This is a genomic window from Hydrogenophaga sp. (assembly GCF_011772445.1).
Lineage (GTDB): Bacteria > Pseudomonadota > Gammaproteobacteria > Burkholderiales > Burkholderiaceae_C > Hydrogenophaga.
Map to the genome: position 1 here is coordinate 90,470 of NZ_WVZN01000011.1, position 22,888 is coordinate 113,357.

Below are 22,888 nucleotides of genomic sequence, written 5' to 3' on the forward strand. Positions count from 1 at the left end.
CGCGGGGGCGGGGGGCAGGCCGATCGGCGCAGCCCCCCAAGGCCTCAGGCGGCCACCTCGAGCTCGCCGGGATCGCGCATCAGTTCGGTACCGGAGGTCCAGGAGTAGGTGGTCGACACGGTGCGCGAGGGCGAACCGCCGGCGTTGACCGCGTCGCGGTAGGCCTGTGAGCTCGCACCCTCCGCTTCCGTGGCGACGTACCGGGTACCGTCCTTGCGCAGGCCGGTCTCCTGCTCCACCACCTGACGCACGAAGTCGCGCTGGCTCTCGAATCGGATGAAGGGGGGCAAGGCGCCGTCGCCCAGCACCTCGGCCGGGTCGCGCCGCTCGGTGTCCTTGAACAGTTTCAAGGCCAGCTGGAAGTGGCCCAGCTCGTAGTCGAGAAAGCGCTCCCAGATCGCGCGCACGCGCGGGTTGGTTTCCTGCGCAGCGCAGCCCGCGTAGTTCCAGACCTCGCAGGCTTCGCTGATGAGCAGCTTCTCCAGCGGCGATTCGGCGGGGTTGAGCATGGAGCCGTAGTGCGTGATGTGCTGCGATTCGACCGATGCGATCTCGGCGTAGAGCTGGCGCGCGAGCGGGTCGGCGAACACCGGACCGATGTTCATGTAGTAGTCGTGCGTCTGGTACTCGCCGCCGGTGAGGGTGAGCGCGTGCAACTTGGTGGCCAGCGCCGCACCGGCGCCATAGGGCTCCAGCAGATCGTGTTCGGGCGAACGGTGGTGAAACCAGGTCTCGCGCGCCGGCACGATGTCGGTGTAGCCCTGGGTGATGTTGTTGGCGTCCTTGCCTTCCAGTCGGTCCAGCAGCGCGCTGTAGCGGTACAGGTGGTCGAAGTCCTCGAGCAGCGCATAGCGGTACCCCTGGGCCAGGTAGGCGTCGGGCTCGAGCTGCGCCACGGAGGCGGTCACTTCGATGGCGGTCTGCTCGTACCCGATGGTGGTTTCCAGCGGGGAGTGGTCGGCGCCCAGCAGCCAGTTGATGGTGGTGGCCTGGTGCTGCTCGACACGCATGAGCTGCGCCAGCAGGGGGCGGGCGTCGGCGTTCATGCGCAGCGCGACCTGTTTGGTGCGCAAGGAATCGAGCTCCAGCCCGTTCATCAGGATGATGCGAACGCGCGTGAAGGCGTCGTCGTCGAGCTTGCTGATCGGTCGGCCGACCATGTCTTTCCAGCTCATGCGCTGGCGGCCAAGGGCCATGCCCTTGTCTTTGAACAGGTTGATGCTCATGCCGTTTCTCCGGTCAAAAGGTTCATACCAGCACCGAGGACTTTTCCGCGCTCAGCAGCGCGGTCAGCCATTGGCGCACGATCAGCACGTGCTGGGCTTCCTGCGCCAGCGCGCCGAGGAAGGCACCGGTGAGCTCGTCCTCACCCGCCTGCTCGGTCAACTGGATCAGCAGCTCCCAGCCGGCGTTGTCGCTGAGCTCTGCCGTGAGCAGCGCGTTCAGGGACTGGGCCAGGGTGGTGCGCGGGTCGGTGATCACCTGCACGATGCCGGCTGAGGCGGTGGCGGCCACATCCGCACAGGGGGTTTGCGCCGTGGGGTCGCCGCCCAGGCGCCGCATGGCCTGGCAGAGCAGGTGAAAGTGCTGCAGCTCCTCGTCGCGGATGCGCTGCAAGGTCTGCATCGGCAATTCCTGCCGCAAGGTGTCGAGCGATGCGCCTTGCTCGCCCTGCGCGGCGATGGCCTCGGCCGCGGTGGGGAGTTCAGAGCCGGCTTCGACGGCGGCCTGGTACTTGACGATGAGGGCGTCGTAGAGGCGCGTGCCCGCGCGCTCGAACGCGATGCGTTCGCCGATCTTGTCGAGCAGCAGCTCGGGACGCTCGCCCGTGAGCTTGCCCATCCCCGATTTGAGACTGCCCTTGAGCGAGGCGGGGGGCGGGACAGAGCCGATGGCTTCGGCCTCGGCGATGTAGAGCGCGTGGTCCTCGTCGCTGGCGGAGGTATCGATCGGCGTGGGCGGGCTGTAGCGCAGCACGGCGGCGGTCATGGCCTGCACGCCCTGGGGCGAGACGGCCTCGCCGGTGCGGTTGGAGCCTGTGGTGGTGGCTTGCATGGAAGGTCCTTTGCTTCGTGGGAGACAGAGCCGCCTAAGGGGCAAGGCCCATGCCCATCTCCTGCGCGACGCGCTGGTACACGTCGAGGTAAGCGCGCGCGGGCGCGTCCCAGCCGAAGTCGCGCGCCATGCCCGCGCGCTGGATGGCGCGCCAGCGCCGCGGCTGCGCCCACAGCGACAGCGCGCGCGCCACCGCGTCGTCGAACGCCTGCTGCGTCGCGCCCGCCATGACGAAGCCGCCCCCGCCCGAGAGCGCGTCGGTGACGGTATCGGCCAGCCCACCGACTGGCGTCACGACGGGCGGCGTGCCGTACGCCTGGCTGTACATCTGCGTCAGGCCGCAAGGCTCGAAGCGCGAGGGCATGAGGAAGGCGTCGGCCCCGGCCACGATCTGGTGCGCCAGGGTTTCGTCGAAGCCCAGGTGCACGTGAATGTGCGTGGGGTGGCGCGCGGCGGCCTCGCTCAGGGCCGCCTGCAGGGCCGGCTCGCCGCTGCCCAGCACCACCAGCTGGGCGCCGCCACGCACAAGGGCGTCGGCGCCAGCGGCGATCAGGTCCACGCCCTTCTGGCCGGTGAGGCGGCCCACGTGGCCGAAGAGCGGTCGATCGCGGCGAGGCGCCAGGCCGCAGGCCGCCTGCAGGGCCGTCTTGTTGACGGCCTTGGCCTCCAGCCGCCCGATGCCGTAGCGCTCGGTGATCAGCGCGTCGGTGGCGGGGTCCCAGACCGCGGTGTCGATGCCGTTGAGGATGCCCTGCAGCCGCGGGGCCTGCGCGCGCAACACGCCATCGAGGCCGAATCCTTCGGCTTCGGTCTGGATTTCATGCGCGTAGCGCGGGCTCACGGTGGTGATGGCGTCGGCGAACTGCAGCCCGGCCTTGAGCATGGAGCCCTGGCCCCAGAACTCCAGACCGTCGATGCCGCGGTGCGCGGGTGCCACGCCGAGCGCCTCGCAGGCCGCCAGGGGAAACAGCCCCTGGAAGGCCAGGTTGTGCACGGTGAGCACGCCGGCGGCCACCGGCGCGCCCGTGGCCTCGCGGGCCTGTCGCAGGAACAGCGGCGCCAGGCCGCAGGGCCAGTCATTGGCGTGCACCACGTCGGCCCGCCAGCCGCAGGGCGAGGCCGTGGTGCCGAGCAGGGCCGCCACCCGCGACAGCAGGCCGAAGCGCCGCGCGTTGTCGGCGAAGTCCTGCCCGCCGGCATCCCCATAGGGCGAGCCGCCGCGCGCGTAGAGGCCGGGGCAGGACAGCAGCAGCAGCGCTGGCGAACCGGAGCGATGCACCTGCAGCAGCTGCGCCGCGGGCCAGTCCCCTGCGGCGGGCAATGACCAGGTGGCCACGAGTTCGCCGGCCAGCCTCATGTCGCCGTAGGCCGGCATCAGCACGCGCACGTCCGCCCCCAGACGGGCCAGCGCGGGCGGCAGCGCGGCGCTCACATCGCCCAGGCCTCCCGTCTTGACGAAGGGCGCGCATTCGGGCGTGGCGAAGAGCACGTTCATGGCGTGTCCCGCGGCACCAGTACCACGAAGGGCAGGCGCGCCGACGACGGGCCGAGGTCGCCAAGCAGCGTGTCGAGCCGCAGCGCGCCCTGCCCGTCCAATGCGGGCTCGGCACCGGTCATCCAGTCGCGCCAGGCGGCGATGCGCGAGAGCGCGGGATGCGCGCCGGCGACCACGAGCCGCGTGTCCCGCCAACCGGCGGCGGCCAGGCCGTGCAGCAGACGGGCGGCCACCACCACCACGGCCTGGCCCTCGTGCCAGCGCGCGAAGGCGATGGCGTGATCGGCCGCCTCGCCTTCGATGACGAGCGGCAGGTAGCCGCCATCGCGCATCGGCGCGGCGAAGGCGCGGCGCAACTGCAGCAGGCGCCAGGTGATGAGTTGCTTGAGCTCGCCGCGCGGGCAGGCCGGCAGCAGGCGCGACCAGTCACCCGGCGACGGAAAGCGTCCGCCGGCGTACAGCGGTCGCAGGCGCTCGAGCGAGGCGGCCAGGTCGGCAAAGTCCACGGGGCGGCGGTTGTCGGGATCGACAAGGCTGAAGGACCAGCGCTCACAGCCCTGATAGATGTCGGGCACGCCCGGGACCGTGAGCTTGAGCGCGAGCTGTGCCAGGCCATTGCGAAAGCCGAGCGGCGCCACCAGGGCCACGAAGCGCTCCAGCGCGGCGACGAAGGGCTCGAGCGCGAGCGCGCCGTCGATGAAGGCCGCCAGCGCGCGCTCGTAGGCCTCGTCGGGGCACAGCCAGCTCGACTGGCGCTTGGCCTCGCGCACGGCCTTGAGCATGTAGGCCTGCACGCGCTCGCGCAGGGCCTCGCGGGCGGCAGCGTCGCTGCCTTCGGCGGGCCAGACGCCCACCAGCGTCTGGTACAGCAGCCAGCGGTCGTGCGGTCCCGGCGCGGGCTCGCCCTCGTGCTCACCGAGGCAGCGTGCGCCCAGTGCGTCCAGTCGCAGCACGGCGTCTTCCCAGGGCGCCGGCACCTCCGACAGCACGTTCAGGCGCGCCCGCACGTCCTCGGACCGTTTGCTGTCGTGCGTGGACGTGGCCAGCAGCCAATGCGGCCGGTGGCGCGCGCGCTGCACGCTGGCGTGGTGGAAGGCCGCGGGCGAGACGCCGAAGCGGCGCGGCTCGGATCCCACGTCGTTGAGCGAGGCCAGACGCACGTGTCGGTAGAAGGCCGTGTCCTCCACCGACTTGGCCATCACCGGCGCGGTGAACTGCTGCCAGCGCTCCACGAAGCGGCGGCGAAGCCCCGAGGCCGGCCCGGGTTCCCCCGCCATCAGCGCACCCAGGAAGTCCAGCAGCCCGCTCTCGGAGGGGCCGAGCCGGCGGCTCACATCGGCCAGCGCCCACTGGATGTGTCGCCGATCGGCTTCGCTGGCGCCGTCTTCGTCGACGTAGGTGCGATAGACCGGGAACGCGCCGGCCACCTCCGCGAGCGCGGTGCGCAGGCGCTGGCGCGTGAAGTCGCAGACGCGGCGGTCGGCCTGGGCGATGCGGACCACCGTTTCGGTGAGCCAGCCCAGCTCGGCGGCGAGCGCAGAACCGATGATGTGGCGTTTGCACTCGCGAACCGTTTCCTCGTAGCCGGTGGTGTCGCCGGTGAACGCCTCGTAGGCGGCATCGAAGGCGCCCTGCGCGGCCGGATCGACGAACAGGCCATTGACCAGGCTGCTGAAGCGGTAGCCGGTGCCGCCGTGAACGGGCCAGTCGTCGGGCAGGGGCTCGTGCTCGGCAAGGATTTTTTCGACCACCAGGTAGAGCGCGCGCGGCGGGTTGCCGGCCGCGCGCGCCAGGGCCGCGTGGCGCTGCTGAAGGCGGCGGAAGTACTCGCCGGGGCGGCTCAGGCCATCGGGGTGGTCCACCCGCAGGCCGGTGATGCGGCCCTCGGCCAGCCAGCGCAGCACGCGCTGGTGCATGGCCTCGAAGACGGCAGGGTCCTCCATGCGCACCGCCGCGAGCTCGTTGATGTCGAAGAAGCGGCGGTAGTTGATCTCGTCGGCCGCCACGCGCCAGTCGGCCAGGCGAAAGGCCTGGGCGCGCAACAAGGCATCCAGCGCGTCGACGCTCGCGGGCTCACCGGGGCGACCCTGCAGCCGGCGCAGCGCGGCGCCGATCCACTCGCGCAGCCAGGCCTGTTCGCGCGCGAGTTCCGCCAGGCGCTGTCGGTGCAGGGCGGCGTCGCGGCGGCGCGTCTCGCGCAAGGCCTCGTCGCGCGTGTCGCGCGGCGGCAGGCGGCCGAAGGCGTCGAGCAGCGACTGCACCTCGGCCAGTGCCGAGCCTGCCGCCGGTGCCGGCACGGCGGCCAGGATCTGCGGATAAGCGCGCGGGTCCAGCGGCAGCCGGTGTTCCCAATAGACCGCTTCGAAGCGGCCCTCGGCTTCATCGAAATGCAGCACGATCTCGCCGGCCTCCAGCACGCGGCCGTAGTGATCGCCCAGCACCGGCAGCAACACGCGCCCGCGCAGCTCGGGCGCGGCCGGCTCCCATTCGATGTCGAAGGTGGCTGCGTGCAGCGAGGCCTGGCCGTGCTCCAGCACGTCTTGCCACCAGGGGTTGTCGGCGCCCAGCACGCCCATGTGGTTGGGCACGATGTCGAGCACCTGGCCCATGCCATGTGCGGCCAGGGCCTCGCACAGGGCCGCGTGCTCCTCGTCGGTGCCGACCTCGGGGTTGAGCCGCGTGGGGTCGACGACGTCGTAGCCGTGGGTGCTGCCGGCGCGGGCCTTCAGGTAGGGCGAGCTGTAGAGGTGGCTCACGCCCAGCGCCGCCAGGTAGGGCACGGCCGCGCGCGCCTGCACGAAGGTGCTCTGTGCGTTGAACTGCAAGCGGTAGGTGGCCAGCGGGATGTCGGCGCTCTCCAGCGGCGGGGGTTCGCCGGCCGCGTCGGCGAGCGAGCCTTTGCCGCGCTCGGCCCGCATGGCCGCCGCGCTGGCGGCGAAACCCGGCAGCGCCGCCATGGCGGACAGCGGCACCGGCAGGCGCAGGCGCCAGTTGGGGTGGACCGCCTCGGTGGTGCCGGGCACATTGACCTGCCGGCACTGGCCGCAGGCATCCTCCAGTTGCACCGCCGCCAGCCAGCACGGCGTGCGTGCCAGGTAGGCGTGCACGGCAGCGCTCAGGCGGTGATCGACCTCGGGCAGCGAGGTCGGGTGCACGCTCAGGCCGTCGGGCAGCAGGCCCTCGGCGTCGAGCGCCAGCAGCAGACGCGCGCGGTCCTGCGCGCGTGCGAGCACCGCCTGCGCGTGTCCGTCCTCGCCCGGCAGCAGCCCCAGGCGGGCCTGGGTCTCGATGTCATCGCCGGTCCAGAAGCCGGCCAGCGTGGGCAGGTCGTGGGTGCTGAGCACGGCCAGGGCCTGCGGCTCCCATTCGCGCGGCGCGCGAAAGCGGCCGTCCTCGTCGCGTTCGAACAGCAGCGTGCGGTACGACAGCAGGCCCCGCGCGCGCATGGCCTCGCGCATCTCCGGTGCGACGTTGCCCAGGTCCTCGCCGATCACCAGGCAGCGCTGGCGGTGGCTCTCCACCGCGAGGATGGCGAGCAGCGCGTGCAGCGGGTAGCGCACGTAGGTGCCGCCTTCGGGCGAGATCCAGAACAGGCGCATGAGTCCCATCACGTGGTCCATGCGCAGCGCGCCAGCGTGGCGCATCACGGCGCGCATGAGCCCGATGAAGGGCGCGAAGCGGGCGGCCTGCAGCGCCAAGGGGTTCACCGGCGGCAGACCCCAGTCCTGCCCGATGGCGTTGAGCGGGTCGGGCGGCGCGCCCACGCGCAGTCCGGTCGCGAACAGATCGCGCCCGACCCAGGTTTCCGAGCCGCCGTCGTTGGCGCCCACCGCCAGGTCGCAATACAGGCCCAGCGGCATCGCGCGGCGGGCGTGGCGCTGGGCCTGCGCGAGTTGCTCGTGCGCGAGCCATTGCAGCCAGAAGCGGTAGGCCACCTCGTCGGCGTGTCGCTGCGCGAACGCCCGCGCCTCGGGACCGTCGTGCCGCTGCAAAGCCTCAGGCCAGACCGGCCAGCCCCAGACCGAGGGGTCGCCGGCGTGCAACTGGCACTGGATGGCCTCCCACAAGGCATGCCAGCCGAGCGTGCCCTCGCGCTCGCGACGGAAGTCATCGAAAGCGCGCTGGCGCGGGCCGCGCCCATCGGCACGGAATTGCGCCCACAGCAGCCGCAACACCTCATGCTTGGCCGCGGCGACCGCCGCGTAGCGCACCTGCGGCGATTCGCGCAGCGACCGCAGGCGCTGCTGGAACGCCGCGCCGGCGACCAGGGCCTGCGCGGCAGCGCAGCGCGCGAACTCGGGCACGCCCGGTACGTCGATGAACAGCGGGTTCAAGGCCAGGCGGCTCGAGGGGCTGTAGGGCGTGGCCTGCTCGGGGGCATGCGGAAACAGCGCGTGCAGTGGGCTCAGGCCGACGAAGGCCGCGCCTTGCGCCGCCGCCAGTTCGACCAGCTCGCGCAGGTCACCGAAGTCGCCGATGCCCCAGTTGTCGTCCGAGCGCAGCGCATAGAGCTGGGCGCTGAAGCCCCACCAGCGTTCGCCCGCGCGCAGTCCCGCGGGCGCCCAGCAGCGCGGCGGCGCCACGACGACGAAGGCCTCGCCGCCAGGCGACTCGAGGCGGTAGTAGCCGGGGTCGAGGCCTTCGGGCAGTGCCGCCTGCGGGCCCTCGCCCGAAGCCAGCACGCGCCCTGCCCCCTCGGCCTCGCGCAGGGCCCACGGCCCGCCGACCGCGAGCGCGGCGGCCTCGCCCGCCGTGAGCACCTCGGTGCGCACGGGGGGGGCCGGGGCCTCGCCCATGGCCGCCAGGGCCCGCTCCAGCACACCGGGCGGCACCTGCACGGTCTCGCCCCAGAAGCTCGTGTAGTCGGTGGCGACGCCGGCGTCGCGCGCGCGTTCGTGCAGCGGGCGGTTCATGGCGCGGTCCGCCACTGAAGCGGCGGCAGCACGACGAAGCGGCCGGTGGTGCTCACTGGACCACCTTCCGTGCGGGCTCCCTGAGGCGCCAGCGCGCCGCCCACGCGGGCCAGGCGTCGCCTGCGTGGGCGGGGTCGGGCCAGGCGTGATCGAACACCGGCTGCCAGGCGCCGTCCGGCGCGGGCACCGGGTCCTCGACCGGCGCCGCGCCGAGGTTGATGTCGAGAACCAGCTCGGCACCATCGGTGTAGCGCCAGCGCAGGCGCAGGCCGCTGGCGCCCACGCGTCGCGCGCTGTGCAGGCCCGACGCGAGTTGCGGCTGGCGCGGCACGATCCAGCGCCGCCGCGCCGCCAGTGCCGACTGCAGCAGCCGCTCGCGCGCGGCGCCGGCCCGGCGTGCGGCCGCGTCCCAGGCCAGGCGGCTGCGCTCGAAGCTGTCGACCGCGCAGGGGTCGGGCAATGGGTGGCCAGGCGACTCGGCGTGGCCGAACTCGCGCCGCCGGCCGGCGCGCACGGCCTCGCGCAGCTCGCCGTCCCAGTCGGCGAAGTAGAGGAAGGGCCGCGGCGTCGCGAGTTCATCGCCCTGGAACAGCAGCGGCGTGGCCGGCGTCAGCACGCTCAGCAGCAGGGCCAGCTCCAGGGCCGGCGGCGCCACCAGGTGGTCCAGCCGCTCGCCGAAGGCGCGATTGCCGATCTGGTCGTGGTTGTGCATGGCGTTGACCATGGCTGGCAGGGGTTGCGGTGGGGCCGGCAGGCAGGCCACGCGGCGCCCGCCCTCGCGCCGCGCCGACTCCTTGAAGACGAATCCGTGCGTGAGCGCGCGCGAGAGCAGGTCCAGCGGCTGGGCCGCGTAGTCGCCGTAGTAGCCGTGCGTCTCCCCGGTCAGCAGCACGTGCAGCGCGTGGTGGAAGTCGTCGTTCCACTGGGCGTCGAAGCGGCCCGGGCGCGGCGCGTCGGCGATGCGGTGCCGCTCGTTCTTTTCGTTCTCCAGCACCAGGTGCACGTGGCGCCCCGCCGTGGCCTCGCGCACCTGGGCCGAGAGGTCCTGCAGGATGTCGGGAGAGGAGGCGTCGGCGATGGCGTGCACCGCGTCCAGGCGCAGGCCGTCGAAGCGGAACTCCTGCAGCCAGTAGAGCGCGTTGTGAATGAAGAAGCGCCGCACGTTCGCGCTGTCGGGACCGTCGAAGTTCAGGGCCGCTCCCCAGGGGCTCTGGTGCGTGGACGAAAAGAAGGCCGGCGCGTACTGGCCGAGAAAGTTGCCCTGCGGGCCGAAGTGGTTGTAGACCACGTCGAGCAGCACCATGAGGCCGTGGCGGTGCGCGGCCTGCACCAGCGCCTTGAGCTGATCGGGCGTGCCGTAGGCCGCGTGTGGCGCGTAGGGCAGCACGCCGTCGTAGCCCCAGCCGAAGCGCCCGCCGAAAGCGGCCACGGGCATCAGCTCCACGGCGGTGACGCCGAGCGCGGCCAGGCGCTCGAACTGGGCGGCCGCCGCCTCGAAGGTTCCTTCGGGCGTGAAGCTGCCCACGTGCAGTTCATAGAGCACCGCCTCGTGCCAGGGCCGGCCGGTCCAGCCTTCGTCCCAGTCGAAGGCCGAGGGGTCGGCGACCACGCTGGGGCCCAAGGGCCCCTGCGGGTTCCAGCGCGAGGCCGGGTCGGGCACGCACAGTCCGCCATCCATCTCCCACTGATAGGCGGTTCCGGGGCCGGCGCGCGCCACCCGGCAGTGCCAGAAGCCCTCGCCACTGCCGTCGGCGCGGGCTCGCTGCCGGTGCGTGGCACCGTCGGCGTCCCACCAGATCAGCGAGGGCGCGGACGCCGCTGGCGCCCACAGCCGGAAGTCGACGCCGCCGCGCGCCCGGGGCAAGGCACCGAAGGGCATCGTGTGGACATGCTTCATGCCGGGCCTTTCGCGCAGGCCGTGAGCACGGCCATGGAGAAGGCCTCCAGCGTCCAGTGGGCGCCAGAGGCCACCGACCCCTCGCCAGGCGGCGGCACCTCGGCCGTGCGCGTGTCGACGCGCACCCGCCACTCGCGTTCCGGGTCTTCCTTGGGCAGCGTGAACATGGCTTCCTCGCTGGTGGCGTTGAACAGCAGCAACACCGACTCTTCGCCGGCGGGCGCCTCGAACACCGCGGCGACGCAGCGCACCTGCGGGTTGTCCCATTCGTCCGGGGTCATGGGCTGGCCCCAGACGCTGTGCCAGTCGATGCCCAGACCGGGGCCGTCTTCCTCGTCGCCCCCGGATGGCCAGTCGCGCGGCCGCAGCACGGGCAGTTCCGAGCGCAGGGCGATGAGCGCGCGCACGAAACCGTGCAGCGCTTCGTGTTCGCTCGCCCGCGCCCAGTCGAACCAGCTGATCTCGTTGTCCTGGCAGTAGGCGTTGTTGTTGCCGCCCTGCGTGCGGCCGATCTCGTCGCCGCCCAGCAGCATCGGCACGCCGTGCGAAACGAACAGCGTGGCGAGGAAGTTGCGGCACTGTCGCTCGCGCAAGGCCAGCACCTGGGGCTCGTCGCTGGGCCCTTCGGCGCCGCAGTTCCAGCTGCGGTTGTGGGCTTCGCCGTCGCGGTTGCCCTCGCCGTTGGCCTCGTTGTGCTTGCCGTCGTAGCTGACCAGGTCGTGCAGCGTGAAGCCGTCGTGCACGGTGACGAAGTTCACGCTGGTCCAGGGCGGGCGCCTGCGCAGCCGGTGCATGTCGGCGCCGCCGCACAGGGCGGCGGCGAATTCGGGCAGGCTGCCGTCGGTGTTGCGCCAGTAGTCGCGCACCGCGTCGCGGTAGCGACCGTTCCACTCCATCCAGCCAGGCGGAAAGTCGCCCACACGGTAGCCCTCGGGGCCCAGGTCCCAGGGCTCGGCGATCAGCTTCACGCGCGAGAGCACCGGGTCCTGAGCGAGGGCGGCGAAGAAGGGTGAGCGGTGATCGAAGCGGCCCTGGGCGTCGCGGCCCAGCGCGCTGGCCAGGTCGAAACGGAAACCGTCGACGTGCATCTCCGTCACCCAGTGGCGCAAGCTGTCGAGCACCAGGCGCAGCGCGGGCGGGCTGCTGGTGTCCACCGTGTTGCCGGTGCCGGTGTGGTCCGTGTAGTAGCGCGGATCCTCGGCCAGGCGGTAGTAGGCCGCGTTGTCGATGCCCTTGAGCGAGAGCGTGGGACCGAGGTGGTTGCCTTCGCCCGTGTGGTTGTAGACCACGTCCAGGATCACCTCGAGGCCGGCCGCGTGCAGGGCCTTCACCATGGCCTTGAATTCGCTCACCGGGTCCGGCCCGCCATAGCGCGGCTCGGGCGCGAAGAAGGCCACCGTGTTGTAGCCCCAGTAGTTGGTGAGGCCGGCGGCCTGCAGGTGCCCATCGTCGATGAAGGCCTGCACCGGCAGCAGCTCGACGCTGGTGACGCCCAGCCCGCGCAGGTGCTCGAGGGCCGGCGGGCTGGCGAGGCCGGCGTAGGTGCCGCGCAGCTCGGGTGGCACGCCGGGCATGGTGCGGGTGAAGCCCTTCACGTGCACTTCGTAGAACACCATCTCGTGCGGGGGCACGCGCGGCGGCTCATCGTCGCCCCAGTCGAAGGCGCCCCGCACGACGCGGCACTTGGGTGCCACCACGCCGTTGTCGTCGGCCTTGAGCGCCAGGTCCTGCTGCTCATCGCCGAGTGGGTACGCGAAGATCGCGGGTGCCGACACGAGGGCGCGGTCGATGGCGCGCGCGCAGGGGTCGAGCAGCAGGCAGGCGGGGTTGAAGCGCGAGCCGGCCGCCGGCTCGTAGGGACCGTGCACCCGCAAACCGTAGAGCTGGCCGGCCCGCAAACCGTGCACGTAGCCGTGCCACACGCCGTGCGTGCAGCCGGGCAAGGCAATGCGCTCGACCTCGGTGCGGCCGTCGGCGGCGAACAGGCAGACCTCGACCCGATCGGCCTGCGCCGCGTGCACAGCGAAGTTGACGCCGTGGCGGTCCGGCGTGGCGCCCAGGGGCGAGGGCTCGCCCTCGGCCACGCGGTGATGGGTGGCGCGGGGGCGGCGGGGCTTGTCGAGGGGAAACGGGGCGGGAACCCCCAGGTTCACGGCAAGACCTCCACAAAACCCGTTGCGGCGCTCACTGGACTACCCTCCGTGCTGCGCACTGCGGGGCTGAGCGCCTTGGGAGCGGCCCGGCGGCGCTCATGCCATCGCTTCCTGCCGCTCGCCCGTGAGGCGCTCGACCGCGGTGGCGGTCGGGTCGGCGCCTGCGGCGTGGGTGCCGCGCGGGGGGAAGAAGCGCGCGGGCACCACGACAATGCCGCTGTCGGTGACGGGAAAGCGCAGGCGGTCGGCGGCCAGGTCCACGCCGATGCGCTCGCCGGGCGGGATGTCGTTGTCCTGGTCGATGATGGCGCGGCGGATGTGGGCACCCTGCCCCACCCGCGAACGCTCCATCACGATGCAGTGCTCCATGCGCGCGTCGCGCTCCACCAGCACCGAGCGGCGCAGCATCGCGTGGTCGAGCTGCGCGCCGTCCACGATGCTGCCCGATCCGACGATGGAGCGGCGGATGACGCCGTTCTCGATCTGCGCGGACTCGGCCTGGTCGGGGCTCGCGTAGATGGGCCATTGGCGGTTGGTCATGCGGAACTTCGGCGCCGCGCCCAGCGTGTCGAAATGCGCCTCGAAGTAGGCGTCGATGGTGCCGACGTCGCGCCAGTAGCCGCGCTCCTCGTACGCCTCGATGCCCGGGATGGTGTTGGTGCCGAAGTCATAGGCGAACAGGCGGTGGCTCTCGAGCATGGCCGGCAGGATGTGCTTGCCGAAATCGCTCTGGCCGGTGTCGTGCGCGCGCCGCAGGGCCTCGAGCAGGACGTCGGCGTCGAACAGGTAGTTGCCCATGGAGGCCAGGGCGTGCGTTTCGCTGCCGGGCATGGGCCGCGTCTGCGCGGGCTTCTCGACGAAGCCCGTGATGCGCTGGTCGGCACCGGTCTCGACGATGCCGAACTGGTTGCACTGCGACAGCGGCACCGGCAGGGTGGCCACGCTCACCTGAGCGCGCCGCTCGGTGTGGAAGTCGATCATCTGGCGCACGTCCATGCGGTAGATGTGGTCGGCGCCGAACACGGCCACGATGTCGGGACGGAAGGTCTCGATGAGGTGGATGTTCTGGTAGACCGAGTCGGCCGTGCCCTGGAACCACTCGGGGCCGTTGCGCATCTGGGGCGGCACCACGGTGATGAAGTGGTTGGGGATGAAGCGCGCCATCGCCCACGACTGGCGGATGTGTTCGATGAGGGACTGCGACTTGTACTGAACCAGCAGGTACACCGAGTAGATCTCGGAGTTGATGAGGTTGGAGAGAACGAAATCGACGATGCGGTGCTTGCCGTTGAAGGGGACGGCGGGCTTGCACCGTTCGGCGGTGAGCGGGTGAAGGCGCGATCCCTCTCCCCCCGCCATGACGAAAGCCAGGACGTTGTTGCTGCGTGACATGGAGAGCTCCCGCGCGGTGCGCGAATGGGGTTTAGATCGGGCCGTTCGAGAAGAACACACAGGCCAGTGGTGGAACGGTGATCGCGGCGCAGGCCGGCAGGTGTCCCAGGGCCTTCCCCTGCGCCCGCACCCCGCCGAGATTGCCCATCCCGCTGCCCCCGTAAACGCTGGCGTCGCTGTTCAGTACCTCGTGCCACCATCCGGCAATCGGCATGCCCAGCCGCAGGTGGTGGCGCGGCTGCGGCGTCAGGTTGCACACGGCAAGCACGAACTGGTCGCCGGCGCGGCGGAAGAAGGCAAGCACGTCGGGCTCCTCGTGCGCCAGCGGCGCCCAGTCGAAGCGGCCGTCGAAGTCGCTGGCGTGCAGGGCGGGCAGCGCGCGGTAGACGCGGTTGAGGTCGGCCACCCAGCGCGCCACGCCGGCGTGCAGCGGGCGGGCCAGGCGATGCCAGTCGAGGGTCTGCTCGTGGTGCCACTCGTGCGGCTGCGCGAACTCGCCGCCCATGAAGAGCAGCTTCTTGCCGGGGTGTGCCCACATGTAGCCGTACAGGGTGCGCAGGCCGGCGAAGCGCTGCCATTCGTCGCCCGGCTGCCGCTGCAGCAGGCTGCCTTTTCCATACACCACCTCGTCGTGCGACAGCGCCAGCACGAAGTTCTCGTCGAAGGCGTAGAAGGAGGAGAAGCGGATGTCGCCGCCGTGCCAGCGCCGGTGCACATGCTCGCGCTGGAAATGGCGCAGCGTGTCGTTCATCCAGCCCATGTTCCATTTCATGCCGAAGCCCAGACCGCCGGCGTGCACCGGGCGCGAAACCCCCCACCAGGCCGTCGATTCCTCGGCGATGACGTGCACGTCGGGAAAGGCGGCGTACACGGCCGTGTTGAGGTCCTGCAGGAAGCGGATGGCCTCGTGGTTCTGGTTGCCGCCCTCGCGGTTGGGGATCCACTGCCCGGGCTCCCGCGCGAAGTCCAGGTACAGCATGGAGGAAACGGCGTCCACGCGCACGGCGTCGATGTGGTACTTGTCGAGCCAGAACAGCACATTGCCGATGAGGAAGTCGCGCACCTCGTTGCGCCCGTAGTTGAAGATGAGGCTGTTCCACTCCGGGTGGAAGCCCTGGCGCGGGTCGGCGTGCTCGTACAGCGCCGTGCCGTCGAAGCGCGCCAGCGCGTGGCTGTCGGCGGGAAAGTGCGAGCCGACCCAGTCGACGATCACGCCGATGCCGGCCTGGTGCAGGGTGTCCACCATGGCCATGAGGTCCTGCGGCGTGCCGTAGCGTGAGGTGGGCGCGTAGTACCCGCTCGTCTGGTAGCCCCAGGACCCGTAGAACGGGTGCTCGGCGACGGGCATGAGTTCGACATGCGTGAAGCCGAGCTGCAGACAGTGCGCGGCCAGGCGCACGCCGAGCTCGCGGTAGTTCAGGTAGCGGCCGTCCTCGTGCCGCTGCCAGGAGCCCAGGTGGACCTCATAGACCGACATCGCTCGGCCCGCCGACTGGCGCTCGCCTCGCGTGGCCATCCACTCGCCGTCGTGCCAGTGGTGGTCGAGCCGCCAGACCTGCGAGGCGTTGCCCGGCGGCGGCTCGGCGCGGTGGGCGTGGGGGTCGGCTTTGTCGGTCCAGCGGCCATCGGCGCCTTCGATGCGGTACTTGTAGAGGTCGCCGTGCGCGGCCTGCGGCTCGTGCAGGGTCCACCGCCCGCTGCCATCGCCGAGGCGGTGCATGGCCCGGGGCCGCCAGCCGTTGAAGGACCCGATGAGCTGGACCTGGCGCGCGTTCGGTGCCCACACCGTGAAGCAGACGCCCGGCGCCTGCAGCACGGCGCCAAGGGCCGACGGCGCACGGGCCGAGGCGTCGGCGGGGCTGTGCGCGCGCGCGGGAGATGGCACGGGGGCGGGCGGCGCCATTGCGGCAATGTTTGCCAGCTCAGGCGCGCGGGTCGCGCGCGGACAGCAGGCCGGCCAGGGCCAGCCCGGCACCGGAAGCCAGGTAGACGCCGGTGAGGCTGCCGCGTCGCAGGCGGCGCTCGAATCCGGGCGTCAGTCGAGGCGGCACCCATTGCAGATCGACGCAGGCGGCGAGCACGGTGACGGCCGCGGCGTCGCACAGCGCGCGCGCGGCGAGCATGAGGATCGAACAGGCGCTGGCGAGCGGGCCGCTCACAACGGCGGCCGGCAAGGCTGGATACCAGGGGATCATGAACGACTCCGGTGGTGAACGGGAATGGGGCTTGCTCCGTGGCAATCGCCATGCCGCCCCGTCCTGTCCGTGTTTGGTATCGCCCGCCACCACCGGGAAGCTCCCCGTGGTACTGCTGTTGACCGGCCCACGGGCTTCCTCGGCCGTCGGCTGTCGCGCGCCCTGCTCGCGGCCGCGTAAGCACCGTTACAGTTGAGCCGTCAACAACTGACCACCGACACCCCTTCTGTCCAACGGAGTCTGCTCATGCGCCTTCACCGCCTCGCCACGTTCGCCATCGCCCTGATGCTCGGCGGCGCCGCCCTCGCCGGCCCCAACGACCCTTCCAGGTTCGACGGCACCCGTTACCTGCCCCAGAAGGCGCTGTACGACTTCAACTTTTCCAGGCCCCTGGAAGGCAAGGCCGCTTTCGGCTACGTCAAGAACCACCTGCGCGCCATCAAGGAATACGGCGACCCGAAGTCGCACATCGTCATCGTGGCGCACGGCAACGAACTGCACGCGTTCTCCCGTCTGAACCGCGCGGCCTATCCCGACATGTACGAGGAGCTCAAGGCCCTGGCCGACGCGGGCGTGACGATCCGCGTCTGCGCCAACGCGGCGCGCTCGCGCGGCTACAAGCCCGACGAGTTCTACGACGTGGTCACCGTGGTGCCCGCCGCCGTGATCGACCTGGCCAAGTGGCAGAACGAGGGCTACAGCTACATGTACGCCGAGATGTTCCCGCGCCTGACGCGCGAGGAACTGGTCAGGCAGGTCCCCGAGCTGCAGTAAGCCCGTGCCTCACCGGGCCCGCCCGAAGCGCCCGGGTGGCCCGTGCTGCGCGAGCAGCGCGTGCCAGAGCGACGTGAGTTCGGCCGAGGCGCCCGGGTCGTTGGGGTTGAGGTTCACCGCTGTCTGCACCAGCACGAAGCGCGTGATCGGATCGATCAGAACGGCCTGGCCCAGGATGCCGCGCATGGCGTAGTAGCGCGGCGTCTCGCCGGACAGCCAGATCTGGTAGCCGTAGTTGGGGCTCAGGCCGCGCGCCGGCGTGGTGCTTTCGTAGACCCAGGGGCGCGAGACCACCTGCTGGCCATTCCAGCGCCCGTCGTGGGCGAGCATGAGGCCCAGGCGGGCCCAGTCGCGCAGGCGGGCCACCACGCAGCAGAAGCCGAGCGCATCGCCTGCGGCGTCGGCGTCCCACGCGGCATTGGCTTCGGCCCCCAGCGGGGCCCAGAGGCGGCGGCTGAAGTAGTCGGGCAGGGACATGCCCACCGCGCGGCTGACCACCATGCCCAGCACCTGCGAATCGGCGCTGGAGTAATGGAACACGCGGCCCGGTTCGGCCACGCGAGTGTCGAACTGGCGCACCGCCGCCACCGCACCCATGGCCGCTGGGCCGATCAGGCCGTCGATGAGGCGGCGCACGTCGTCGTCCGGCTGGTAGGTCTCCCGAAAGCCGATGCCGGAGGCCATGGGCAGCAAGGCGTGAATGGGCGTGGCCCCATAGGCCGTGCCCGCCAGTTCGGGCACGTAGGCGGAGACGGGGTCGTTGAGCGAGCGGATGGCGCGGTCTTCCAGCGCCGCGCCCGCCAGCAAGCCGGTGATCGTCTTGGCCAGCGAATGCGAGAGGAACCGGTCGCTGTCCTTGCGGCCGTACTGGTAACGCTCGAACAGGATGTCGCTGTCGCGCGCAATGAGCAGGCCCGTGACGGGGTGGCGGCGCAGGTAGTCGTCCAGCGTGTGTGTGCGGCCTTCGTGCTGATACGTCAGTTCAAAGGCCCCCGCCACCCGCGACAAGGGCGACGGCTTGGCCGAGGTGGGCACCTCGCGCAGGGGGCGGAACCGGTCGTAGTGGCTGTGCAGGCCCACGTAGTGTTCCTGCTTCAGGTCCTCGCGCCGGGTGCCGGGCGGGGGCACCGGGTAGCCCTGGGCCTGCCCGTACGCGGCGGCTTGCGGGCCATCGGGCGCGAAGCCGGGCTCGGCCTGCGCACCCAGCGCCGCAGCGCCCCACAGGGCGGCGGCCAGCAGGCGAAAGGGCCGGCGCAGCAAACCGGCCACCCTAGGCGTACTTCTTCAGGTTGGCCCGGATCGCTTTCACCTCTTCGGAGTAGCGGCCCAGCACGCGGGTGAGCAAGAGGTTGAGCAGCCCATAGTGCAGCGGCATGGGCCGCAGCACGTCCACGATGAGCACGACGCGGATGTCGCTGGCGTCGTTGATGACCTCGTGGCTCCAGCTGTCGTCGAAGAGGATGCTGTGGCCGTTGGTCCAGGTGTGGAACTGGTCCTTCACGCGCAGCGTGGGCGGGTTCTCGGCGGGCACCTTCAAGGCCAGGTGGTAGCGCAGGTAGCCGGTGTAAGGCCCGTCGTGCGCGGGGATGGACTTGCCCGGGTCCAGGATCGAAAAGAAGGCGCCGAGCAGGTGGGGCACCTGCCGCAGCGCCGCCATGGTCTGGGGGCACCTGCCGGCGTTGGCGGGCACCTCGCCGTCGACGGTGGCGAGCATGAACACACGCCAGCTCTTGTCGGGGTTGACCGTGCCGGAGATGTAGGTTTCGGCCTTGGAGACCTCGTGGTAGCGCGGGATGCGTTCACGCTCCTGCAGCAGCCCTTCGAGTTCGGCGCGGATGGCGTCCTGGTGCCGGTCCAGCACGCGCAGGGCCGGGTAGGTCTGGTCGATGTCGAAGAACGCCGGCCGCTGCTGGCCACCGGCCTGCCGCGAGAAGATGGCATTGATGCGACGCTGAACGGGGCTCTGCGACATCGCGTCTCCTGATGGATCCCGTGGGGAGGAACGCGCGCATTATGGGCCGCAGGCCCGCTGGTCGAAGGCAAAAAAAAGAGGCAGCCCGTGCGGGCTGCCTCAAATCCTTGGAGGAGACAAACGGTGAGACGATCAGTTGACCTGGACGCTGCCCTGGCCTTGCACCACGGCATTGCCCTGCACGGCGCGCAGGCCGGCCAGGCGGATCAGCTCGGCCTGCTCGGGCGTGGCCACGGGCTGGAGTTCACCGCGGACCGTCAGACCCAGGCGGCGGGCTTCGGCGGCTTCGGCCAGCACCTGGGCGCGGGTGAGGCCGCTGGCGACCACGGTGGCTTGCGCTTGCGCGGGGTTGGCTTCGCCGCGGGCGATCTGGTCGGCCCGGTAGGCGGCGGCGGCCTGGGCTTGCACTTCGGCGCGGCTCAGGTTGGACTGGAAGTTGAAGACTTCGTTGCCTTCGATGGGGCCTTCGGCGAAGGCGGCACCCGCGGTCAGGGCGAAGGCGATGGGCAGGAGGATGCGTTGGGAGGCGTTCATGACAGTTCCTTTGGAGACGACAGGTTGAAAACGATGGAGGGAGGAGACACTTGGAAAGCCGGTCTGCGTCGGCATGGGATGAACTGTAGAAACCGGGCCTGTCGTTTCCCGAACGCCTGAATTACGTATTCGTAACCCACCGCGCGCTCACTTTCCGTGACAATTTCATAGCGCGCAATCGGATGGCGCGCCATTCATTCCGAGTACCCCACGCCATGCGCATCCTGGTCATTGAAGACGAAGCCAAGCAAGCCGACTACGTCAAGCGCGGCCTGACCGAGGCCGGCTACACGGTCGACGTGGCGCGCGACGGCATCGAAGGCCGCTACCTCGCCACCGAAGGCGACTACCAGCTCGTGGTGCTCGACATCATGTTGCCGGGGGTGGACGGCTTCGGCGTGCTGTCCGCGCTGCGCGAAAAGCACAACACCCCGGTGCTGATGCTCACGGCGCGCGACCTGGTGGAGGACCGCGTGCGCGGCCTGCAGTCCGGTGCCGACGACTACCTCGTCAAGCCGTTTGCCTTCTCCGAGCTGCTGGCGCGCATCGGCGCGCTGCTGCGCCGGGGCCCGGCCTCCTCGACCGAGGCGACCAACAGCCGCCTGAGCGTGAGCAACCTCGAGATCGACCTGCTGAGCCGCAAGGCCTCGCGTGCGGGGCAACGGCTGGAGCTCACGGCCAAGGAATTCGCGCTGCTGGCCCTGCTGGCGCGCCGCAAGGGGCAGATCCTTTCGCGCACCACGCTGGCCGAGCAGGTGTGGGACATGAACTTCGACTCCGACACCAACGTGGTCGAGGTGGCGATCCGCCGGCTGCGCGCCAAGATGGACGACCCCTTCCGCCCCAAGTTGCTGCACAACGTGCGCGGCATGGGCTATGTGCTGGAGGAACGCGCGTGAACACGACCACGATCGACGGGACCGCCGGCGCGAGCGCCAACGCGGCTTCCGCGGACCCGCGCAGCGGGCCCACGCCCTGCACGTACTCCATCGGCAAGCGCCTGTCGCTGCTGCTGGCGGTGCAGACCATCATCGGCCTGGGCGTGCTGCTGGCCGTCATCTACGCCGCCACCTGGATGCTGTTCGAGTCGCGCCAGCAGGAGGAACTGCGCGGCTACTCCAACGTGCTCATCGAGGTGCTGAAAGACGCCGACGCCGATGGCGGCGAGGCCGCGATGGTGCAGAAGCTGCAATGGCTGAGCGAACGCCGGCCCGGCAATTTCGTGCAGGTCCACCGCGCCGACGGCAGCGAGATGTACCGCGACGCGCTGCCCACCTTCGACCCCGGGACCGCGCCGACGAGCGAGCTGCGCTTCTCGGTGCCGCGCGCCGACGGCAGCGCGCCGCTGCAGGGCCGGCTGGTGATGGACTGTTCGCGCGATGCCCAATACGGCCAGCGCATGGCCCTGCTGCTGGTGGCCGCCACGCTGGCGGGCGGCGCCTTTGTGGCCTGGGCCACCTTCTGGCGCGTGCGCTGCAGCCTGCGCCCGCTCGCGGACCTGGCGAGCCAGACCCGCGCGATCGACGTGCGTCGACTGGACCAGCGCCTGGCGCTGAGCGAGCCCATCGAGGAGCTTCAGCCGCTGATCGAGCAATTCAACGGCCTCATGCAACGCGTGGAGCGCACCTACGTGCAACTCGAGGGCTTCAACGCCGACGTGGCGCATGAACTGCGCACGCCCTTGGCCAACCTGATCGGCCACACCGAGGTCGCGCTGAGCCGCGAGCGCAGCGCGCCCGAGCTGGAGGAAGTGCTGCTGTCCAACCTGGAAGAGTTGCAGCGCATGGCGGGCATCGTCAACGACATGCTGTTCCTGGCGCAAGCCGACCGCGGCGTGAAGGCGCGCCGCGGGGCGCCGGTGAGCCTGGCCGATCTGGTGCAACAGGTGGTGGAATTCCACGAGGCGCCGATGGAGGAGGCCGGTCTGGGCATCGACATCGAGGGCGACGCCCAGCTGGCGGTGGACGAGCCGCTCTTCAAGCGCGCGCTGTCCAATCTGCTGGGCAATGCCATCCGCTACGCCGACAAGGACTCACGCCTGTGCGTGCGCATCCAGCAGGAGGCCGACGGCAGCGTGCGCCTGTGGGTGGAGAACTGCGGCCCGGCAATCGAACCCGACCACCTGCCCCGCCTGTTCGATCGCTTCTTCCGCGCCGACGCCTCGCGCTGCGAACTGGAGAAGCCGCACCACGGCCTGGGCTTGTCCATCGTGGCGGCCATCGCGCGCATGCACGACGGCTTCGCGGTGGCCGAGTCGGACGCCGGCCGCACACGGGTCGGCTTCATCATGGCGGTGTGAGACCGCCCGCGCGTCACCCGGGCAGGAAAAGCGCCTGCAGATCGCTCAGGAAGTCAAAGCCCCGCTCGGTCGGTCGCACCTGAGCGCCTTCGCGTTCGATCAGGCCTTTCGCCTCGGCCTCGCGCAAGGCCGCGTCGATGCTGGACAGCGGCAGGCCGGTGCCGGCCATGAAATCGGCCAGGGCGAAGCCCTCGCGCAGGCGCAGGGCGTTGAGCATGAACTCGAACGGCAACTGGGCGCGCGGCACCTCGTCCATGCTCGCCACGGCGTCGCCGGCAAGGGCGCGCTCCATGTACAGACGCGGCTCACGCACGCGCACCGGGCGCGCGATGCGGTGCGCGAAACTGAGCTTGCCGTGTGCCCCGGCGCCGATGCCCAGGTAGTCGCCGAAGCGCCAGTAGTTCAGGTTGTGCCGGCAGACGTGGCCGGGCCGGGCATAGGCCGAGACCTCGTAGCGCTGGAGTCCCGCCTCGGCGGTGAGGGCGGTGATGAGGTCCAGCATCTCGTAGGCCTCGTCGTCGCTGGGCAGCCGGGGCGGGTACTTGGCGAACCAGGTGTTGGGTTCGAGCGTGAGGTGGTAGACGGACAGGTGCGGCGGGGCGAAGGACAGCGCGGTGCGCAGGTCGGCCTCGCACTGCGCGAGCGTCTGGCCCGGCAGCGCGTACATCAGGTCGAGGTTGAAGGTGTCGAAGACCTGCGCCGCCTCTTCCAGCGCGGCGCGCGCCTGCGCGCCGTCGTGCACGCGGCCCAGGGCCTTGAGCTGCGCGTCGTCAAAGCTCTGGACGCCGATGGACAGGCGCGTGACCCCGGCCTGGCGGAACGCGCGGAAACGGTCCTTCTCGAAGGTGCCGGGATTGGCCTCGAGCGTGATCTCGGCGCCGGGCTCCAACGGCAGGCGCGCGCGCACGTCGGCCAACAGGCGGTCGATGGCCTCGGGCGAGAACAGGCTGGGCGTGCCGCCGCCGATGAACACGCTGTGCACGGGCCGCCCCCACACCAGGGGCAGCGAGGCCTCGAGGTCGGCGCGCAGGGCGTCGAGGTAGCGCGCCTCGGGCATCGGGTCCCCCGGAGCCGACGTGGCGCTCCACTCGTGCGAGTTGAAGTCGCAGTAAGGGCACTTCTTCAGGCACCAGGGCAAGTGGATGTAGAGCGACAGTGGCGGCAGCGCGCCGAGCTGCAAGGTGCCCGGGCGCATCCAGTGCCTCGGGT

The 22,888-nt window shown here is 70.9% G+C and carries 16 protein-coding genes; 3 read left to right on the plus strand and 13 right to left on the minus strand.

Features of this window, described 5'->3' with window-relative positions; genetic code table 11:
- Window positions 1-44: 44 nt before the first annotated feature.
- The 9 genes from GTO19_RS05020 to GTO19_RS05060 form a co-directional block, all read right to left on the minus strand.
- Window positions 45-1,226 (minus strand): hypothetical protein, encoded by a 1,182-nt coding sequence (locus GTO19_RS05020; RefSeq protein ID WP_291022394.1) that lies wholly within the window; start codon window positions 1,224-1,226, stop codon window positions 45-47.
- 22 nt (window positions 1,227-1,248) lie between these two features.
- On the minus strand, window positions 1,249-2,055 hold the full coding sequence (locus GTO19_RS05025) for a ferritin-like domain-containing protein (protein WP_291022396.1): 807 nt from the start codon (window positions 2,053-2,055) through the stop codon (window positions 1,249-1,251).
- Window positions 2,056-2,089: 34 nt separating this feature from the next.
- Complete coding sequence (glgA, locus tag GTO19_RS05030) at window positions 2,090-3,550, minus strand: glycogen synthase GlgA (RefSeq protein WP_363302970.1); 1,461 nt, start codon at window positions 3,548-3,550, stop codon at window positions 2,090-2,092.
- Window positions 3,547-8,463: a malto-oligosyltrehalose synthase gene (treY, locus tag GTO19_RS05035; RefSeq protein ID WP_291022398.1), complete on the minus strand. Its 4,917-nt coding sequence runs from the start codon at window positions 8,461-8,463 to the stop codon at window positions 3,547-3,549. Before treY ends, glgA begins: the two co-directional genes overlap by 4 nt.
- Window positions 8,464-8,515: 52 nt before the next feature.
- Window positions 8,516-10,360 carry a malto-oligosyltrehalose trehalohydrolase gene (treZ, locus tag GTO19_RS05040; protein WP_291022400.1) on the minus strand — a complete coding sequence of 615 codons (1,845 nt, stop codon included), beginning with the start codon at window positions 10,358-10,360 and terminating at the stop codon, window positions 8,516-8,518.
- A complete protein-coding gene (glgX, locus tag GTO19_RS05045; protein ID WP_291022403.1) occupies window positions 10,357-12,513 on the minus strand; it encodes a glycogen debranching protein GlgX in 2,157 nt (718 codons plus the stop codon). Before glgX ends, treZ begins: the two co-directional genes overlap by 4 nt.
- Window positions 12,514-12,609: 96 nt before the next feature.
- Window positions 12,610-13,905 (minus strand): glucose-1-phosphate adenylyltransferase, encoded by a 1,296-nt coding sequence (locus tag GTO19_RS05050; RefSeq protein ID WP_363302971.1) that lies wholly within the window; start codon window positions 13,903-13,905, stop codon window positions 12,610-12,612.
- A gap of 31 nt (window positions 13,906-13,936) precedes the next feature.
- Window positions 13,937-15,808, minus strand: a complete 1,872-nt coding sequence (gene glgB, locus GTO19_RS05055; RefSeq protein WP_291022405.1) for a 1,4-alpha-glucan branching protein GlgB — start codon at window positions 15,806-15,808, stop codon at window positions 13,937-13,939.
- A gap of 19 nt (window positions 15,809-15,827) precedes the next feature.
- Entirely contained in the window at window positions 15,828-16,100 is a 273-nt protein-coding gene (locus tag GTO19_RS05060) for a hypothetical protein (protein ID WP_291022407.1), read from the minus strand.
- Between the two features lie 246 nt (window positions 16,101-16,346).
- Here GTO19_RS05060 and GTO19_RS05065 point away from each other — a divergent pair, with 246 nt between their 5' ends.
- Complete coding sequence (locus GTO19_RS05065; protein WP_291022409.1) at window positions 16,347-16,874, plus strand: DsrE family protein; 528 nt, start codon at window positions 16,347-16,349, stop codon at window positions 16,872-16,874.
- A 9-nt stretch (window positions 16,875-16,883) separates the two neighbouring features.
- Here GTO19_RS05065 and GTO19_RS05070 read toward each other — a convergent pair whose 3' ends face one another.
- The 3 genes from GTO19_RS05070 to GTO19_RS05080 all read right to left on the minus strand — a co-directional run bounded on the left by GTO19_RS05070 (window position 16,884) and on the right by GTO19_RS05080 (window position 19,380).
- Window positions 16,884-18,143, minus strand: coding sequence for a serine hydrolase (locus GTO19_RS05070; RefSeq protein ID WP_291022412.1), 1,260 nt, complete (start codon window positions 18,141-18,143; stop codon window positions 16,884-16,886).
- A 1-nt stretch (window position 18,144) separates the two neighbouring features.
- Window positions 18,145-18,846 carry an aspartyl/asparaginyl beta-hydroxylase domain-containing protein gene (locus tag GTO19_RS05075; protein WP_291022414.1) on the minus strand — a complete coding sequence of 234 codons (702 nt, stop codon included), beginning with the start codon at window positions 18,844-18,846 and terminating at the stop codon, window positions 18,145-18,147.
- 132 nt (window positions 18,847-18,978) lie between these two features.
- The gene (locus tag GTO19_RS05080; RefSeq protein ID WP_291022416.1) at window positions 18,979-19,380 is read right to left on the minus strand and encodes a DUF4148 domain-containing protein; all 402 of its coding nucleotides are present in this window, start codon (window positions 19,378-19,380) and stop codon (window positions 18,979-18,981) included.
- Between the two features lie 215 nt (window positions 19,381-19,595).
- Here GTO19_RS05080 and GTO19_RS05085 point away from each other — a divergent pair, with 215 nt between their 5' ends.
- Both GTO19_RS05085 and GTO19_RS05090 read left to right on the plus strand, forming a co-directional pair.
- Window positions 19,596-20,279, plus strand: coding sequence for a heavy metal response regulator transcription factor (locus tag GTO19_RS05085; protein WP_291022419.1), 684 nt, complete (start codon window positions 19,596-19,598; stop codon window positions 20,277-20,279).
- A complete protein-coding gene (locus GTO19_RS05090) occupies window positions 20,276-21,679 on the plus strand; it encodes a heavy metal sensor histidine kinase (protein WP_291022422.1) in 1,404 nt (467 codons plus the stop codon). Before GTO19_RS05085 ends, GTO19_RS05090 begins: the two co-directional genes overlap by 4 nt.
- 13 nt (window positions 21,680-21,692) lie before the next feature.
- Here the strand turns inward: GTO19_RS05090 and hemW are convergent, their stop codons facing one another.
- Window positions 21,693-22,874, minus strand: coding sequence for a radical SAM family heme chaperone HemW (gene hemW, locus GTO19_RS05095; protein ID WP_291022653.1), 1,182 nt, complete (start codon window positions 22,872-22,874; stop codon window positions 21,693-21,695).
- Window positions 22,875-22,888 lie beyond the last annotated feature (14 nt).

Bases quoted from the DNA above. Each gene is read 5' to 3' on its own strand.
- GTO19_RS05020 (WP_291022394.1), bottom strand. From the start codon at position 1,226: ATGAGCATCAACCTGTTCAAAGACAAGGGCATGGCCCTTGGCCGCCAG.
- GTO19_RS05025 (WP_291022396.1), bottom strand. From the start codon at position 2,055: ATGCAAGCCACCACCACAGGCTCCAACCGCACCGGCGAGGCCGTCTCG.
- glgA (WP_363302970.1), bottom strand. From the start codon at position 3,550: ATGAACGTGCTCTTCGCCACGCCCGAATGCGCGCCCTTCGTCAAGACG.
- treY (WP_291022398.1), bottom strand. From the start codon at position 8,463: ATGAACCGCCCGCTGCACGAACGCGCGCGCGACGCCGGCGTCGCCACC.
- treZ (WP_291022400.1), bottom strand. From the start codon at position 10,360: ATGAAGCATGTCCACACGATGCCCTTCGGTGCCTTGCCCCGGGCGCGC.
- GTO19_RS05050 (WP_363302971.1), bottom strand. From the start codon at position 13,905: ATGTCACGCAGCAACAACGTCCTGGCTTTCGTCATGGCGGGGGGAGAG.
- glgB (WP_291022405.1), bottom strand. From the start codon at position 15,808: ATGGCGCCGCCCGCCCCCGTGCCATCTCCCGCGCGCGCGCACAGCCCC.
- GTO19_RS05060 (WP_291022407.1), bottom strand. From the start codon at position 16,100: ATGATCCCCTGGTATCCAGCCTTGCCGGCCGCCGTTGTGAGCGGCCCG.
- GTO19_RS05065 (WP_291022409.1), top strand. From the start codon at position 16,347: ATGCGCCTTCACCGCCTCGCCACGTTCGCCATCGCCCTGATGCTCGGC.
- GTO19_RS05075 (WP_291022414.1), bottom strand. From the start codon at position 18,846: ATGTCGCAGAGCCCCGTTCAGCGTCGCATCAATGCCATCTTCTCGCGG.
- GTO19_RS05080 (WP_291022416.1), bottom strand. From the start codon at position 19,380: ATGAACGCCTCCCAACGCATCCTCCTGCCCATCGCCTTCGCCCTGACC.
- GTO19_RS05085 (WP_291022419.1), top strand. From the start codon at position 19,596: ATGCGCATCCTGGTCATTGAAGACGAAGCCAAGCAAGCCGACTACGTC.
- hemW (WP_291022653.1), bottom strand. From the start codon at position 22,874: ATGCGCCCGGGCACCTTGCAGCTCGGCGCGCTGCCGCCACTGTCGCTC.